The 14,702-nt window shown below is 66.5% G+C and carries 20 protein-coding genes; 19 read left to right on the top strand and 1 reads right to left on the bottom strand.

Annotated features, from left to right (window positions below; genetic code table 11):
- The first annotated feature begins 248 nt into the window (after positions 1 to 248).
- The 5 genes from VNN10_05590 to VNN10_05570 are packed head-to-tail and all read left to right on the top strand — an operon-like array spanning position 249 to position 2,376.
- The gene (locus tag VNN10_05590; protein ID HXH21481.1) at positions 249 to 536 is read left to right on the top strand and encodes a helix-turn-helix domain-containing protein; all 288 of its coding nucleotides are present in this window, start codon (positions 249 to 251) and stop codon (positions 534 to 536) included.
- Positions 537 to 591: 55 nt separating this feature from the next.
- Entirely contained in the window at positions 592 to 834 is a 243-nt protein-coding gene (locus VNN10_05585) for a type II toxin-antitoxin system Phd/YefM family antitoxin (protein HXH21480.1), read from the top strand.
- The gene (locus VNN10_05580) at positions 831 to 1,208 is read left to right on the top strand and encodes a type II toxin-antitoxin system VapC family toxin (protein ID HXH21479.1); all 378 of its coding nucleotides are present in this window, start codon (positions 831 to 833) and stop codon (positions 1,206 to 1,208) included. The genes VNN10_05585 and VNN10_05580 overlap by 4 nt, the downstream gene beginning before the upstream one ends.
- A gap of 53 nt (positions 1,209 to 1,261) precedes the next feature.
- Complete coding sequence (locus VNN10_05575) at positions 1,262 to 1,678, top strand: helix-turn-helix transcriptional regulator (protein HXH21478.1); 417 nt, start codon at positions 1,262 to 1,264, stop codon at positions 1,676 to 1,678.
- A gap of 8 nt (positions 1,679 to 1,686) precedes the next feature.
- A complete protein-coding gene (locus VNN10_05570; protein HXH21477.1) occupies positions 1,687 to 2,376 on the top strand; it encodes an ATP-dependent Clp protease proteolytic subunit in 690 nt (229 codons plus the stop codon).
- Positions 2,377 to 2,383: 7 nt separating this feature from the next.
- Here VNN10_05570 and VNN10_05565 read toward each other — a convergent pair whose 3' ends face one another.
- A complete protein-coding gene (locus VNN10_05565) occupies positions 2,384 to 2,818 on the bottom strand; it encodes a hypothetical protein (protein HXH21476.1) in 435 nt (144 codons plus the stop codon).
- 296 nt (positions 2,819 to 3,114) lie between these two features.
- Here VNN10_05565 and VNN10_05560 point away from each other — a divergent pair, with 296 nt between their 5' ends.
- The 14 genes from VNN10_05560 to VNN10_05495 all read left to right on the top strand — a co-directional run bounded on the left by VNN10_05560 (position 3,115) and on the right by VNN10_05495 (position 14,603).
- A complete protein-coding gene (locus VNN10_05560) occupies positions 3,115 to 4,008 on the top strand; it encodes an aminoglycoside phosphotransferase family protein (GenBank protein ID HXH21475.1) in 894 nt (297 codons plus the stop codon).
- Between the two features lie 119 nt (positions 4,009 to 4,127).
- The gene (locus tag VNN10_05555) at positions 4,128 to 4,802 is read left to right on the top strand and encodes a protein-L-isoaspartate(D-aspartate) O-methyltransferase (GenBank protein ID HXH21474.1); all 675 of its coding nucleotides are present in this window, start codon (positions 4,128 to 4,130) and stop codon (positions 4,800 to 4,802) included.
- Between the two features lie 148 nt (positions 4,803 to 4,950).
- Positions 4,951 to 5,856 (top strand): site-specific tyrosine recombinase XerD, encoded by a 906-nt coding sequence (xerD, locus tag VNN10_05550; protein ID HXH21473.1) that lies wholly within the window; start codon positions 4,951 to 4,953, stop codon positions 5,854 to 5,856.
- A 206-nt stretch (positions 5,857 to 6,062) separates the two neighbouring features.
- Positions 6,063 to 6,293, top strand: coding sequence for an AtpZ/AtpI family protein (locus VNN10_05545; protein ID HXH21472.1), 231 nt, complete (start codon positions 6,063 to 6,065; stop codon positions 6,291 to 6,293).
- Positions 6,290 to 7,375, top strand: a complete 1,086-nt coding sequence (locus VNN10_05540; protein HXH21471.1) for a F0F1 ATP synthase subunit A — start codon at positions 6,290 to 6,292, stop codon at positions 7,373 to 7,375. Before VNN10_05545 ends, VNN10_05540 begins: the two co-directional genes overlap by 4 nt.
- 53 nt (positions 7,376 to 7,428) lie before the next feature.
- On the top strand, positions 7,429 to 7,680 hold the full coding sequence (gene atpE, locus VNN10_05535) for an ATP synthase F0 subunit C (protein ID HXH21470.1): 252 nt from the start codon (positions 7,429 to 7,431) through the stop codon (positions 7,678 to 7,680).
- 25 nt (positions 7,681 to 7,705) lie between these two features.
- A complete protein-coding gene (gene atpF, locus VNN10_05530) occupies positions 7,706 to 8,230 on the top strand; it encodes a F0F1 ATP synthase subunit B (protein ID HXH21469.1) in 525 nt (174 codons plus the stop codon).
- An 18-nt stretch (positions 8,231 to 8,248) separates the two neighbouring features.
- Entirely contained in the window at positions 8,249 to 8,788 is a 540-nt protein-coding gene (gene atpH, locus VNN10_05525; protein HXH21468.1) for an ATP synthase F1 subunit delta, read from the top strand.
- Positions 8,785 to 9,309, top strand: coding sequence for a DinB family protein (locus VNN10_05520; GenBank protein HXH21467.1), 525 nt, complete (start codon positions 8,785 to 8,787; stop codon positions 9,307 to 9,309). Before atpH ends, VNN10_05520 begins: the two co-directional genes overlap by 4 nt.
- A 5-nt stretch (positions 9,310 to 9,314) precedes the next feature.
- A complete protein-coding gene (gene atpA, locus VNN10_05515) occupies positions 9,315 to 10,826 on the top strand; it encodes a F0F1 ATP synthase subunit alpha (GenBank protein HXH21466.1) in 1,512 nt (503 codons plus the stop codon).
- A 47-nt stretch (positions 10,827 to 10,873) separates the two neighbouring features.
- Positions 10,874 to 11,329: a PaaI family thioesterase gene (locus tag VNN10_05510; protein ID HXH21465.1), complete on the top strand. Its 456-nt coding sequence runs from the start codon at positions 10,874 to 10,876 to the stop codon at positions 11,327 to 11,329.
- 281 nt (positions 11,330 to 11,610) lie between these two features.
- A complete protein-coding gene (atpG, locus tag VNN10_05505) occupies positions 11,611 to 12,486 on the top strand; it encodes an ATP synthase F1 subunit gamma (GenBank protein HXH21464.1) in 876 nt (291 codons plus the stop codon).
- A 110-nt stretch (positions 12,487 to 12,596) separates the two neighbouring features.
- Entirely contained in the window at positions 12,597 to 14,000 is a 1,404-nt protein-coding gene (atpD, locus tag VNN10_05500) for a F0F1 ATP synthase subunit beta (GenBank protein HXH21463.1), read from the top strand.
- 147 nt (positions 14,001 to 14,147) lie between these two features.
- Positions 14,148 to 14,603: a F0F1 ATP synthase subunit epsilon gene (locus tag VNN10_05495; protein HXH21462.1), complete on the top strand. Its 456-nt coding sequence runs from the start codon at positions 14,148 to 14,150 to the stop codon at positions 14,601 to 14,603.
- The last annotated feature ends 99 nt before the right edge of the window (positions 14,604 to 14,702 follow it).

Raw genomic sequence — 14,702 nt, 5'->3', positions numbered from 1 at the left:
GTACTCGTTGTAGACCTCGTGTCCGCGGACGGGGTCGAAGAGGCGGGAGTCGACATCGACCCAGACGCTGCGGTGCTTCTCCTTGAAGTCGTCCGGCAGGTCCGGATAGGGCATGAGGTGGAACCAGTGCAGCTTCATGGCTTGCTCCCGTCGATCAGGGCTGTGGTGGCGAGATTATATGCCAGGTGGCTGCCTTATCAAGGCTGTGGTAGGCTAGACGAGGCCAAAGATGGTCTAACGAGGCTCAAGTGGGCGAAATAAGCAAGACATTGGACTATCGCAGTCCGGAGTGGGTGGCGGAGCAGCTGGGTATCGATAAGAACACCGTGTACCGATACCTGCAGGACGGCACTCTCCCGGGACTGCAACTGGGGCGAAAGTGGCTGGTGTCGGAGCGCCGGCTAGCGGACTTTCTCGAACGCGCGGAACGCCAGCAGACAGAACGGCGGAGGCGCGCCGCGGCGACCGGGGGCCGGCCCTTCGGCCTGCCGCCGATCCACCTGCTGGAGGAGGCGGACGGCGGCCCGGAGGCTTAGGGAGTAGGGCGCCGGCGCGCTTGAGCGGTTGACTTAGCTAAGCTAGACTAAGCGCATGACCACCAAGGTGAACGTCCACGAAGCCAAGACGCATCTATCGAAACTCCTCGAGCGCGTGGAGCAGGGAGAGGAGATAGTGATTGCGCGCGCCGGAAAGCCGGTCGCGAAGCTCGTGCCGCATGCGGAGCAGAAGCAGCCGCGCAAGCCCGGTGGATGGGAGGGCCGGGTGTGGATCGCGCCCGACTTTGACGAGCTGCCTGAGGAGATCGCAGCTGCCTTCCGAGGCGAGAGAGATTGAGGTTGCTGCTCGATACTCACGTCCTTCTATGGTGGTTGACAAACGACCCGAAGCTCAGCGATGCAGCCAGGGAAGCTCTCGCAAACCCCGAAGCCTCGGTCTTCGTGAGCCCGGCAAGCGTTTGGGAGATCGCGATCAAGCAGAAGCTCGGCAGGCTGGATGCGCCGAGCGACCTCGAGGATCAGCTCCGCCGCCACCGCTTCGAGGCGCTGCCTATAACGATCGGACACGCCTACAGTGCCGGGTCACTGGATCGGCACCATGACGACCCCTTCGACCGAATGCTCGTCGCCCAGGCGGCGGCGGAAGGTCTGACACTGGTCACACGCGATACGCGCTTCGCTGCTTACGGGATCCAAACACTGCCGGCCTAGGCGTATTCAGCGCCGGGTAGTGACACTGGTTTAGGGGCCGTGATAATGGCTGTATGAGGCGCGAAGGATACCGATGGCAGAGCCGGCCCTGGCGGCCAAGCGAGGTGCAGGCGCGCATCCTCGACGGCGTGGTCCAGGGCAAGACGAACAGCCAGATCGCTGCTGAAGTCGGCATGACCGTCGACGGGGTGAAGTGGCACATCACTCGCGCGCTTTCGGAGCTGGGGCTCGAGGACAGGCACTCGCTCGCGCGCTGGTGGCAGAGCCCTTCGGCCCGCGGCGCGCGCATGAGCCTGGACACGGGACCCGGGGCGCATGAGCGAGGAAGGCTCGTAGCGCTGGGCCCCTGCGCGCCGGCGTGGGGCGACAAGCGCGCACTGCCTGATGCCTGGGCCCCGCCAGGGCCGAAATTGTTGTCGATGCACATGATTCCCGCCGGGAGCGGCCGAGACGTGGCCGCAGGCCTGTAAGGAGCGATATGGAACAGCCGGACATTCGTGACTTCGTCCCAGAGCGATACATAGCGCCGATCCAAGACCCTTCTGCGCTGCTACGGGCGGCGCCCGCGCGCTTGCGGGCCGTGATCCCCACCGTCATCGAGACGACGCCCCGGGGCGAGCGCCACTACGACATCTACTCGATGCTCCTGAAGGAGCGCATCATCTTCCTGGGCACGCCGATCTTCGACCAGGTAGCGAACGCGATCATCGCCCAGCTCTTGCACCTCGAGCGCGAGGACCCGGAGCGCGACATTTCGATGTACATCAATTCCCCCGGCGGCGAGGTGCACGCCGGCCTCGCCATCTACGACGCGATGAACCTCAACCGCTGCGATGTCGCCACTTACTGCGTCGGGTTGAGCGCGAGCATGGCCACGGTGCTGCTCTCCTCGGGGACGCCCGGGAAGCGCTACGCGATGCCGCATTCGACCATCCATATGCACCAGGCGATGGGCGGCGTCCAGGGCCAGGCCGCCGACATCGAGATCGAGGCGCGGGAAGCTATCCGCATCAACGACAAGATCCGCCACATCCTGGCGCAGAACACAGGCCAGAGCCCGGAGCGAATCAAGACGGACTTCGACCGCAACTTCTACATGGACGCCCAGCAGGCGGTCGAATACGGCATGGTGGACGAGATCCTGTCGCCGCCGGAGCGGCGCCGCTAGCAGCGCCTCAGGCGGCGTCCTGCAGGATGGCGGCCTGGAAGCCGGCGCAGATCTTCTCGAAGTCGAGCGGATAGCGGGGGTAGCGGGCGATCACCAGCTCCTGGGAGTGGCCATCCCGACGGCAGCCGGCCACGGTCGCTCTCTGGATGACCTCGCCAGCGACCTTCTCGGCGTACCGGGCCGCGATCTCGAAGTAGATGCCGGCGCCGACGCGCTTGCCGAAGTGGTCGGCAAAGGTGCTGATGGCGGGCGAGATCGTCAGTTGGAGCGAGTCCTCGGTCAGGGCCGCGCCTACTACGATTCCCTCCTCGGGGACGGCGCGCTCCCAGGTGATGGCGATCTGACTGCCGGCGCGGTAGTAAAGGGGCCGGAACTGGCCGGTGCTGAGTATCGAAGCGGCCACTTCCAGGTGAATCGGATATACGTGGGTGCGACAGCACATGACGTGCCCCTATTGAGACAGCATATCTCGCGGGGCGGCGCCTGGTCGCAAAGCCCCGGGCGCTGCCGGGCGCCTCGCTTCCGAGGGCTGTCTTGCCTGGATTATAGGCCTCTGCGTCCCGGCGCCGTATCGGGAGAACCACGATTTTGGGCGCATGCTGCGTCATAAAGGTCTAGCGCAGGCCGCAGGACGCGGAGCGAGGGACCGCGGGTAGCATCCCGAAGGGCGGCCCCGAGCCGGGTGCCTGCTCCAGCCGCCGTGCGCCACGGGATAGGGGGCGCTAGACTAGCGCATCAATGGCTCGAAATGCGCCGACGACCGACGCCGACCCTCGCCAGATCCTGGCCGAAGCCGGCTGGCCGGACCCACAGGACATCGTCCAAATAGAGGGCGGCTGGGACACCGTGATCTGGCGGTTCCAGACACCGGACGGCAAGCGCCACGGACTGCGCCTCTACCGCCCCCGGGACGGCACCCATGAGAGCGCCCGGCGAGAGCTGCTTGCGATCAGTGCCATGCGCTCTGCGGGACTGGCGGCGCCTGAGGTGGAGGCCACAGGGCAGCACGGAGACCTGCCGTACTTCGTGATGACCTGGCTGCCGGGCATTCCCATCGTCACGATCCTGGAGAAGAAGCTCTGGCGGCTCTTCTCGCTGGCACACGAGTTCGGCCGCCTTCAGGCCCGTTATCATCGCCTGGCGCCCCGGGAACTGGCCTGGGAGGACTCCGCGTGGTGCGACCTGGAGGCATACCCGGAGCTCTCGGCCGCGGTCCGCGCAGACTGCCGGGACGACGCCCTCTGCCACTTCGATTACCACCCCCTCAACGTCCTCGCGGACTCGAGCGGGATCACGGGCGTCCTCGACTTCTCTTTTTCCGGCCTCGCGGACCGCCGGGCCGACCTCGGGCGCACGCAGGCAATCCTCACCGCCGCCCCCATCCCGCCCAGCCCTGTGAGGCCGCTCTTGCAGCTTGTCCGCAAGCAGTTCGCGGTCCACTGGCGCCGCGGCTATCTCGCCGAGGCGGGCGACTTCCCGCTAGAGCCCCTGTACGAGGCCTGGGGCGGCGCGACCTTCGTGCGGGACATCGAGGACGCCGTCGCGGACGGCCGCGGCTGGGGCACTCCGGCCGACATCCAGCGGATCAAGGCCTACGTTGCCGACCGTATGCGGGCTGCGGGCCTGGCATAGCTGCCTGTCGCTGCGCGGGCGGCAGCCACTCGGTGGCCATCGGCCCTGCGGCGGCCAACCGCCCTGGCGCGGGCCTTCCGGCCCTTATCGACCGTCGCCGTCGGTGGTAGCGTGGTGTCATGGAGTGGCCGCGCCCAGGCCATGACCCTTACGCGGCCGCCCGGGCGGCGATGGTCGAGTCGCTGCGGCCGCACGTGCGAGACGAGCGCGTCCTCGACGCCTTCGGCCGCGTGCCGCGCGAGCGGTTCGTGGCGCCGGAGCTTCGCCACCGGGCGTACGATGACACGCCGCTGCCCATCGGTCACGGCCAGACGATCTCGCAGCCGCTGGTGGTCGCCATCATGCTCGACCTGCTGCGCCTGCAGCCCGAGGACCGCGCGCTGGACATCGGCACGGGTTCCGGCTACCAGGCGGCGTTGATGTCCCTCCTGGTGCGGGAGGTCGTGACCGTGGAGCGCATACCGGAGCTGGCCGAGAGCGCCGCGGCCGTGCTGGAGGAGTTAGGCTATGCGAACGTCGTCGTGCACGTGGCCGGCGAGCAGCTCGGCTGGCCTGAGGGCGCACCCTACAACGCCATCGCTTGCGCAGCCGCGGCGCCGCGCGTGCCCGAGGCGCTGGTGGAGCAGCTGACGCCGGACGGGCGCCTGGTGCTGCCCGTGGGCCCGCTCGGTGACCAGGAACTGGTCCTGGTGGAGCGGACGCCGCAGGGTACGCGAGAGACGCGAAAGGGAGGCTGCAGGTTCGTCCCGCTCATCGGCGAAGGCGCCTACCGGATGCCAGAACGCCGCTCCTGAGGAGGAGATGCGGCCCTTTTCTCGAATACGAAGATCGTGCTTATGAAAAGCCTGGCGAGCCTAGACAGAGCCGAGAACCGGCACTAAAATGCCGCAGACTCTCCGAGACCCCGCGTGGTTGGAGGCACAGCCCAGGAGGCCCACCCTCGTGGACGCGTCCATCAATGACTTTCTCGAGTTCCTCTCCGTTGAAAAGAGCGCCTCGGGCAATACCATCGCGGCATACCGCAATGACCTGACTCAACTGGAGTCATTCATTTCGAGCAAGAACGGTAGCCGCATCAAGTGGAGTGCGGTCCCGCAGCAGGTAATCGTCGACTACGTCCTCTATCTGAAGACAAGGGGCTATCGGGAGGCGACGGTCGCGCGGAAGGTCGCGGCCGTGAAGTCTTTCTTCGCCTATCTCCAGGCGGAGGGCAAGCTTGGGAGCAACCCGGCGGAGTCGCTGGCTTCACCGAAGGTGGGGCGCAGCCTGCCGAAGCCGCTCACCGTGCAGGAGATCGATGAGCTCCTGGAGCAGCCCTCCCGCCGCAATACGCCTGAGGCAAAACGGGACCGGGCGATGCTGGAGCTGATGTACGCCACCGGGCTCCGGGTGACCGAGCTCGTGTCCCTGGACGTCGGCGATGCTTACCTCGACGTGCCCAAGCCTTACATCCGGCTGGTGGGCAAGGGTAACCGCGAGCGCCAGATACCGCTCCTGGAGCAGCCCTGCCAGGAAGTGAGCGAGTACATCAAGTTCGCGCGCCCGCGGCTGGTCGGAGAGCGCAACGAGACGGCGCTGTTCGTGAACCGGCGCGGCGAACGCCTGACGCGACAGGGGTTCTGGCTGATCCTGAAGGCCTACGCCCGCGAGGCGGGCATCGAAGGCCGGGTTACGCCGCACACGCTGCGGCACAGCTTTGCGACGCACATGTTGCGGGGCGGCATGGACATCCACAAGGTGCAGGAACTGCTGGGCCACGCCAACATCTCTACGACGCAGGTGTACACGCAGGTGAGCCGCGAGCACATCCGTGAGGCGTACGAGAAGGCGCACCCGCGAGCGCGTTGAGGCAGCATTTTCAGCACTTCAGCACTTCAGCATTTCAGCACTTTAGGCTTTGCCGTGCTGAAGTGCGCCGCGGGCCAGTGACGGCGCCTATCGGGGCATCGACGGCGCTCCTTGTCCCTAAAAAGACCCCATGATATTGTTCGCGTTGTCACGAATGCCGAGGTCCTGAGGTCTTGGGGGAGCCCCGGAAGCCGAAACTACGGCCGATGCAGGGGCTGCCGCCCGCGGTCCAGCTCATCGGCATCGGCTGGTTCGTGGCCCTGAGCGTCATCCTCGGTGTCGCGGGCGGGGTGTTTCTGGACCGGGCTGTGGACTCGGAGCCGATCTTCACCCTTGCCGGCCTGGCACTGGGGCTATTGATGGCCTTCTGGGGCGGTTACGTGCAGCTGAGGAATGTCCTGACCGAGATTAGCAGCCAGCAACGAGGGAAGCAGTGAACAGACGGGCCGTCATTCTTGGCGTTGTCCTCTTCACGATCGTCTCCTTCGCCCTCTCATTCCTGGTCATCAAGCCAGCCAAGCCGATCATCGAGATCCGGGGTGAGCCCCTGCTCAAGATCACGGGCGACGGGCACGGCATCTTCGACATCGTCATCCTGAACACGCTGTTCACGGCCTGGGTGGTAATGGCCATAGTCCTCGTGTTCTGGATCATGGTCGCGCGCAAGCGCAGCCTTGTGCCGTCCGGGATTTACAACCTCGGCGAAGCGATCATCGACCTGATCGACGGGTTCGTGACCAGCGTGGCGGGCGAGAAGAACGGGCGGCGCTTCTTCCCGTTGATTGCCACGCTGTTCATTTACATCACCTTCGCCAACTGGCTTTCGCTCACGCCGCTGTTCAACAGCATCGGCATCTTCGAGCCGATCCACGCCGAGGAGAGCGAGTTCCACGAAGAGGGCATTGTCTTCAAGGGCGGCGCGATCAAATACGTGCCCTTCGGGGCGAAGGACGTGGAGATCCACGCCGATGACTGCGAGGGCCTGGACGAGCACGCGGCGCTGGAGTGCCGGGAACACGCCATCGAAGAAGCGACGCACGGCGTGGTGGGCGAGGGCGAGAGCATCGGCATCCTCGCGCCCTACCTGCGGGGCATCAACACGGACCTGATGACGCCGGCGTCCTTCGCCATCGTCGCGGTGTTCTTCATCCAGTACTGGGGCGTGACGAGCCTCGGCTTCTTCAAATACGCGGGCAAGTTCATCAACTTCAGCAGCCCGATCAACTTCTTCGTCGGCCTCCTCGAGGCGGTCGCTGAAGTGGCGAAGCTGATCAGCTTCTCCTTCCGTCTCTTCGGCAACCTGCTGGCGGGGGAGATCTTGCTTCTGGTGATGACTTTCCTGATCCCGCTGGTTTCGGTGATCCTCGTCGTGTTCTACGGCCTGGAGCTATTCGTCGGGGCGATCCAGGCGTTCGTGTTCGGCGCCCTGACGCTCGTGTTCGCCTCGCTCGCGGTCTCGCACCACGGGCCGGAGGAGCACGAGCATGCAGAGGAGGCCGCGGAGCCGGCGCATCACTAGTCGGTTGGTTGTCCTTCCACGGGAAGGACTTGAAGTAAGGAGGAGTCTAGGGAATGGAGATACCCCTGCTGGCAATCGGCGACGAGGGCCTGCGATTCATAGCCGCGGCCATCGCGATCGGTCTGGGAGGTCTGGCGCCCGCGCTGGCGATCGGTAACCTCGTCGGCCGCGCGATGGAGGCGCTGGGGCGCAACCCGGAGGCGCAGCCCGTGATCCAGACGAACATGATCCTCGGGATCGCGTTCGCCGAGGCTATCGCCATCTACGCGCTGGTCGTGGCGATCATGGTGGGCTTCGTATTCTAATCAGGCGGAGAGGGCGGTAATCACCGTGGTCGTTCTCGGCATAACAGACCTTGGCATCAATCTGCCGGTCTTGGTGGCGCAGACGGTCAACTTCGTTGCCCTGCTGATCCTGCTGCGTGTGTTCGTATACAAGCCCATCCTGAACATGCTTGACGAGCGCAAGCGGAAGATCGCCGAAGGCCTCTCGGCGGCGGAGCAGAGCCGTCAGCGGGAGATCGAGGCGGCCCGCATCGCCCAGGAGCAGATCGATGCCTCCCGGCGCGAGGGTCAGGCGATCGTCCAACAGGCGCAGCAGGTTGCGCAGCGCCTGCAGGAGGAAGCGAGGCAGTCGGCGCAGCAGCAGGCCGAGGCGCTGCTCCTGCGCGCCCGCAACGAGATCCAGCTCGAGCGCGACAACGCCATCGCGGAACTGCGGCGAGAGTTCGCGGACCTGGCGATCTCGGCGGCCGAGAAGGTGGTGGGGCAGGCGCTGGACCGCAACGCGCACCAGCGTCTGATCCAGGAGGCGCTGGCGCAGTCGAGCTTCCGCGATTCAGGCAGTGCTAATTAAGTCGGGCCCGGGGGGCAGGTGGCAAACGAGCTAGCAGCAAAGCGCTACGCCCAGGCGGCGTTCGAGGTCGCCCGCGAGGAGGGCAATCTCGCGGCGTGGTCAGAGGCGCTGGCCCGCATCGCGCACTTCCTGAGCGACGGTGACGCGGCGCGCGTGCTCGCGAACACGCGTGTGCCGCAGGATGTCAAGCACCAGCTCATCGAGGCCGGCCTCGGCGACCTGCCGCGTACGGCGCTCAACCTGGCGCACCTTCTCGTGAACAAGGGGCGGACTGCCCTGGCGAGGGACATCGCGGCCGAGTTCGGGCGGCTGGTCGAGGAGCACCAGGGCGTATCGAGAGCCAGGGCGGTGACCGCCGTGGAACTGACGGACGCCGACCGCGAGGCGCTTAGTCAGCGCCTCAGCGAGTCCACGGGACGCCGGATCCTCCTGGAGACAGAGGTCGACCCGAGTATCCTGGGCGGCGTAATCGTCCAGATCGGCGACCGCCTACTGGACGGCAGCACGAAGAGCAAGCTGGAAGCGCTGAGGAGCACGCTGGTCGGGGCTGTCAGGTGACCTTCGACGCCTTCGAGGACGAAGAGGACTTCCTCTCCGGACCTTCGCTCGGGACGCTGGACGGACTCATCAATGAGATCGAGGCTCACTGGGCAGAGCTTGCCTCTGCGGCCCGGGGCCTGACGGATGAGGAGATGACGCGCCGGGACGGCGCCGGGGGCTGGTCGCTCAAGGATGTCTTCGCGCACATAGCGGCCTGGGAAGAAGAGGCGGCGCGGCGCATCAACGAGATCGCGAACGGCAACGGCAGCCACCTCACCTGGCCGAACCGGGACGAAGAGGACGCCTTCAACGCCGCAGCGGTCGAGAAAAGCCTCTCGATGTCGCTGGACCAGGTGATGAAGCGACTGGAGGAGTGCCACCAGGACCTCATGGACATGCTGGCTACGTTCGGCGAAGAGCTGATCGTCGCGGACATCGAGGTCAAGGCGGCGGAGTGGATACCGGGGTGGACCTACATGCACTACCAGCACCACGCCCCGGACATTTGGCAGGTCAAGAACTCGCGGACTGAGGGGTAGCGACCATGGCAATAAGACCTGAGGAAATCACGGCGATCCTCAAGCAGCAAATCCAGCAGTTCGGCGCCGAGACGCGAGAGGTGAACGTCGGCACGGTAGTGGAAGCGGGCGACGGCATCGCCCGGATCCACGGCCTCTCGGACTGCATGTACTCCGAGCTCGTCGAGTTCGAGAACGGCACGATGGGGCTGGCGCTGAACCTCGAGGAAGAGACGGTCGGCGCCATGATCCTCGGCGATTACACGGGCATCGAGGAAGGCCAGATGGTGAAGACCACCGGCCGCATCGTCGAGGTGCCGGTGGGCGACGCGCTCCTCGGGCGTGTCGTGAACGCCATCGGCGTGCCGATCGACGGCAAGGGCCCGGTGAACACCACGAAGTTCCGGCCCGTCGAGCGCATCGCTCCGGACGTGGCGCACAGGCAGTCGGTGAAGACGCCGGTGCAGACGGGCATCAAGGCGATCGACGCCATGTTCCAGATCGGCCGCGGCCAGCGCGAACTGATCATCGGAGACCGCAACACGGGCAAGACGACGCTGGCAGTCGACACCATCCTCAACCAGAAGGGTGGGGACCTGATCTGCATCTACGTCGCCATTGGCCAGAAGGCCGCGAAGGTCGCGCAGCTCGTCGGTTTGCTGGAGAAAAACGGGGCGATGGACCACACGATCGTGGTCTCGGCGTCTGCTTCCGACCCGGCGCCGATGCAGTACCTGGCGCCGTACGCGGGCTGCGCCATGGGCGAGGAGTTCATGGAATCGGGCCGCGACGCGCTGATCATCTATGACGACCTGTCCAAGCACGCCTGGGCGTATCGGCAGGTCTCGCTGCTGCTCCGCCGGCCTCCTGGCCGCGAGGCCTACCCCGGCGACGTGTTCTACTTGCACAGCCGCCTCCTGGAGCGTTCCGCGCGCCTGGACGAGGCGAGCGGCGGCGGCTCGCTGACGGCGCTACCGATCATCGAGACGCAGGCGAACGACATCTCCGCTTACATCCCGACCAACGTCATCTCCATCACGGACGGCCAAATCTTCCTGGAGGCCGACCTGTTCAACGCCGGCATCCGGCCGGCGATCAACGTCGGCCTCTCGGTGTCGCGCGTGGGCTTCTCCGCCGCCCGCCGGGCGATGAGACAGGTCGGCGGTAGCTTGAAGCTGGAGCTGGCGCAGTTCCGCGAGCTACAGGCATTCGCTCAGTTCGGCACGAGCGACCTCGACCCGGCGACCGTGCGCCAGATCGAACGCGGGCGGCGGCTGACCGAGCTGATGAAGCAGCCGCAGTACCAGCCGGTGCCTTTCCACCGCGAGATCATCTCGATCTTCGCGGCCATAAACGGTTTCCTGGACGACGTGCCCGTGGAGAAGGTGCGGTCGTTCGAAACGAACCTCTACGCCTTCATGGACAGCAACCACCCGGAGATCGGTAACGAGATCAACGAAAAGAAGGAGCTTTCGGGGGACCTCGAGGAACGGATGCGGGCGGCGATCCGCGAGTTCAAGCAAGCGGTGCCGCTCTAGCGGTCCGCGCCAAACGGGAGACGGACCAGCGGATGGCCCTCAGCGCCATGACAGATAGGCCGACGACGGACACCGACGCCGAAGCCCTGGAGAGGGTCAAGCGGCGTTGGGAGTCGGACCCGTATCTCCAGCTTCTGGGGCTGGAGGTCGTGGACTTTGCGCCGGGACGGGCGACGCTGAGGCTGCCGCTGAGCGACAGGGTGCTGAACGGCGGCCAGGGTGTGGCGCATGGCGGCGCGCTCTGCTCCGCCATGGACATCGCCATAGGCATCGCCCTCAACGCCTGGAACGCCACCGCGGGCGAGGGCCCCATCGGCCAGACCACGACTGACATTAACGTCAGCTTCCTCGCCGGCGCCCGCGAGGGCCCGCTGACGATCGAGGCGGAGATCGTGCGGCGGGGAGGGACGCTCGCTGTGGGGGATGCGCGCGTGCGCGACGCTCGCGGCGAGCTGGCGGCGGTGGGGAGGGCGACGTTCATGATTATCCGGAGAGATCGGTAACGGATGGGCGGCTCGTCAACAGATACCAGGCGGATAAGCGGACTCGGCCACCGGCTGACCGACAAGGGTGTGGCCGCGCGCCCGGGGCAGCCAAAGCCCCACGGAGACTTCGCCCACAGGGCGATTGGGGCCGCCAAGGCGGTGCACAACGAGGTTGTCCCGGGGCTCAGTGAGATTCACCACCGGGCGAGGTCATTGGCCTCTGGGGAGGCGGGACTGGCCCTGGAGGACGACTCGGGGGCTGTCCGTCCACCATCCGTTGACGATATGGAGCGTGCCTAATGGCAACACTACGACAGATCGTCAGGCGCATCCGCTCGATCCAGTCGACGGCGAAGACGACCCGGGCCATGTCGCTCGTGGCCGGGTCCAAGATGCGGCGGGCGCAACAGATGGCGCTGTCGCACCGGCCATACGCTGACCAGCTGCGCTGGCTGCTCGCGGACGTGGTGGAGAGCCTTCAGGACGCCGGGCTGGAGGAGCTTGCGGCGACGCATCCGCTCCTGGCGCGGCGGGAGGTCAAAACGCCGGGCCTTGTGTTCATCACGCCGGACCGGGGGCTGTGCGGCGGCCTCAATACCAACCTTTTGCGAACGGCCGGCGCGTACGTAGCCTCGCACCCGGGGCTGAAGATGGTCGCGGTGGGCCGCAAGGGCATCGACTTCTTCTCGAAGACGCGGACGGAGATAATCGGCAACTTCAGCAGACTCGGAGACTACCCCTCCTACGACGATGTCCGGCCGATCTCCCGCCTGGTGATGGACGCTTACACCAGCGGCGAAGTCGACAGCGTGGCGATCATTTACCCGCGCTTCATCAACACGATGGCGCAGGCGCCGGACATCATGGAGCTGCTGCCGGTGACGCCGCCGGAGGACGCGGCGGTCAAGGCGGTCGAGTACATCTACGAGCCGGGCGCGGGCCAGGTGCTGTCGAACCTGCTGCCCCGTTTCGTCGAGATACAGGTGTACCGGGCGGTGCTCGAGCTCGCGGCCAGCGAGCAGTCCGCCCGCATGGTAGCGATGCGCGCGGCGACGGACGCGGCAAACGAGATGATCAGCGAGCTTACGCTGCTGCGGAACAAGGTCCGCCAGGAGCAGATCACGAAGGAATTGCTCGACATCACCGGCGGAGTGGAGGCGATGGCAGCGCGGTGACGTCGGGGAAGCAGGAAGATGCCCAGCGGAGTGACGGAGGGGGCGGACCGTTCTGCTCCCCGGCCCCGCTTCCTGATTACTGGAACCATGCAGCGGAGGACTGAGAGGCCATGACAAACGGCGCGACGGGACGGGTGGTGCAGGTTATCGGTACGGTTGTGGACCTGGAGTTTCCGCCGGACCAGTTGCCTGCCGTCTACAACGCGGTCGAGATCGACAACAACGGGACGAAGCTGACGGCCGAGGTGCAACAGCACCTGGGCAACAACTGGGTGCGCGCGCTGACCATGGCTAGCACGGACGGCCTGCGCCGCGGCGCCAGGGCGGTCGACACCGGCCAGCCGATCACGGTGCCGGTGGGGCCCAGGACCCTCGGGCGCTTGTTCGACGTGCTCGGTAACCCGCTGGACGGCATGGGTGCCGTCGAGGGGGAGCGCTGGCCGATCCACCGGCCGGCGCCGTCCTTCGAGGAGCAAGAGACGGAACCGCAGGTGCTGGAGACCGGCATCAAGATCGTCGACCTCATCGCGCCGCTCGCCCGCGGCGGGAAGGTCGGGCTCTACGGTGGCGCCGGCGTGGGCAAGACGGTGCTCATCAAGGAGCTGATCAACAACATCGCCAAGCAGCATGGCGGCCGCTCCGTGTTCGCAGGCGTGGGCGAGCGCTCGCGCGAGGGCAACGACCTCTGGGTGGAGATGCAGGAAGCGCCCGACGTCTACGAGAAGACGGTGCTCGTCTTCGGCCAGATGAACGAGCCGCCGGGCGTGCGGCTTCGCGTCGCCCTGAGCGCGCTGACCATGGCCGAGTACTTCCGCGAGGTCGACGGCCAGGACGTCCTGCTGTTCATCGACAACGTCTACCGCTACACGCTCGCGGGCATGGAGGTGTCGGCGCTCCTCGGCCGCATGCCCTCGGCCGTAGGCTATCAGCCCACGCTCGCGACGGAGGTGGGGGCGTTGGAAGAGCGGATCACGACGACGCGACGCGGGTCGATCACGTCCTTCCAGGCAATCTACGTGCCTGCCGACGACTACACGGACCCCGGCGTGGCGACGACCTTCGGCCACCTGGACGCGTCCGTGACGCTTGACCGCAGCATCTTCGAGCAGGCGCTATACCCGGCGATGGACCCGCTGGCCTCATCGTCGCGCATGCTCGACCCGCTGATAGTGGGCCAGGAGCACTACGATGTCGCCCAGGAGGTACTGCGCGTCCTGCAGCGCTACAAGGACCTGCAGGACATCATCGCGATCCTGGGCGTCGACGAGCTTTCGGACGAGGACAAGCTGGCCGTCGCCCGCGCGCGGCGCATCCAGCGCTACCTCACGCAGCCGATGTTCGTCGCCGAGGTCTTCACCGGCCAGCCGGGCCAGTACGTGCCGGTACGAGAGACAGTGCGCGGCTGCCGCGAGATCCTGGAAGGCAAACATGACGCCCTGCCGGAGCAGGCCTTCTACAACATCGGTCCTATCGACCAGGCGCCCGAGAAGGCGCGCCAGCTGGCCGGGGCGTAGGACTGGCGAGCCGGGGGTTGATGGCCATGGTAGCCGGTGCAGGACTTCGCGGGGCGATGACGGGAGCGTGGTGATGGTGGTCAGTAGCTGGACTCTGAGTTTCGCCCATCGACATCCACAGGCATCCTCCGGCCAGGAGACAGAGTCATGCCGCTGAAATTGCAGATCGTTACGCCGGAACGGGTGGTGTTCGAGGAGAGCGGGGTCGATTCGGTCACGCTTCCCGGCAGCGAGGGTGAGCTGACGATCCTGCCGCGGCACGCGCCGCTGATGACGGCGCTGCGACCAGGGGCGCTGACCTTCCGCAGAGGCGGAGTCGAAACGGACGTTGCCCTTTCGGGGGGGTTCCTGGAGGTGCGCGACAACAAAGTCATAGTCCTGGCCGACACCGCCGAGCGCTCGGACGAGATCGACATCGCGCGCGCGGAGGAAGCGCGGCGTCGCGCCGCCGCTCGCCTGGCGACGCGCGAGGACACCATAGACGTCGCCCGGGCGATGGCCGCGCTCGAGCGCGCCACGGCGCGCCTCAAGGTGATCGAGCGGCGCCGGCGGCGCGCTGGAGGGCCGCCTCCGCCGCCGCCTCCGCCGCGGCCCCCTGTTTAGCCGTCAGGGCCTCAGGTCGACTGGCCGGAGGTCCGGCGCGGCGCGCGGCCAAGCCGCGCGGCAGCAGCCAGCAGCAAGGCCGCGGCGGCCGTGGCTGCG

The organism is Dehalococcoidia bacterium (assembly GCA_035574915.1).
Classification (GTDB): Bacteria; Chloroflexota; Dehalococcoidia; order DSTF01; family WHTK01; genus DATLYJ01.
The sequence above is the reverse complement of the archived record's forward strand: the minus strand, read 5'-3'. Positions and strand labels throughout refer to the sequence as shown.